Genomic DNA, 1110 nt, shown 5'->3' with positions numbered 1-1110 from the left:
CGTCTTAAAAGTAGAAAAGCAACACCAACGGCAGGACAGAATATGAGTGATAAAATTGTTATTCGGAACGGATATTCTCACCGTGTTACTTCTGTCAAAAAGTCAAATGGTCATAGTATATTAAGAATAATTGCATATATTCTTGCTCGAAAATTAGAGAATAATTTAACAGGTGAAGAGCATAATTTTTCTAATAAATCGGGTGTAATAGAATCTGGTGTAGTATTGCCACATAGTATTAAAACTGAGATGACCGAAGAACAATTTTATAATCATATTGAAAATAATAGTCACGCATCCACAAACATTATTGGCTACAGTTCTATTCTTGCTTTACCGCCAGAACTATCACAAGAAGAACAAATAAAAGTTGTCGAAAAATTCTGTGAAGATTTTACGGAGCAATACGGAACTTGTATTAGTTATGCAATACATGAAGCTGATAATTTGAAGCGCAAAAAAGCTCGATTGCAAGAAATTGAAAAGTATAATTTGCCCGAAGATAGAGAAGATTTACAGTTACAGATTCAAAATAATCATGTTCATTTTGTGATTCAATACTGCAAAATTGAAGCACTCACAGAGCAAGATTTAAAATCAAAACGTAAGAAAAAATCTCATGCAGATACGTTTAAACTTGGCAGTCAAGTTAAAGATTTTAACCCAATAAAATATGGCTCAGAGATTAAAAAAGATAAGTCAGACTTAATGAATATTGAGCAAAATTTTTTGCAATATATGCGTCAAAAGCCATGTGATTTATTTAACAGTGCATTAGAAAAAAATAATCGAATTGAGCGTTATACACATAAGTCATATAAAGACCTAGGCTTGCAAATTTCAGCAACAGTTCACGAAGGTGAAATGGTAAAAAGTCGTGTTGCTCAGGGCAATAAAATGGATGTTCACGAATACAACAAACAGCAGAAAGCAAAGCAACAAACCGAAGCTGACTATCTGAACTTTATCAATGTGCCATTGCCTGCGGAGCTTGCATACAAGATTTTGAACGGTGAAAAACTTGCTGAAAAAGAGCTATTGGACAGCTTAAAACCGAAGCCAAAATCAGACTATGAGCAAGCGCAAGACTTGCTTGATCAGATCAATAAT

Annotated in this window: 1 protein-coding gene; it reads left to right on the top strand. The window is 33.6% G+C overall.

Translation table 11 applies throughout. From position 1 onward, the window contains the following. Positions 1-42 precede the first annotated feature (42 nt). On the top strand, positions 43-1110 hold a 1068-nt coding region (locus FTV41_RS14955), incomplete at its 3' end, for a MobA/MobL family protein (protein WP_179996787.1).

The organism is Acinetobacter sp. YH16051, assembly GCF_013417135.1.
Classification (GTDB): Bacteria; Pseudomonadota; Gammaproteobacteria; order Pseudomonadales; family Moraxellaceae; genus Acinetobacter; species Acinetobacter towneri.
This window is presented reverse-complemented; position numbering and strand designations above follow the sequence as displayed.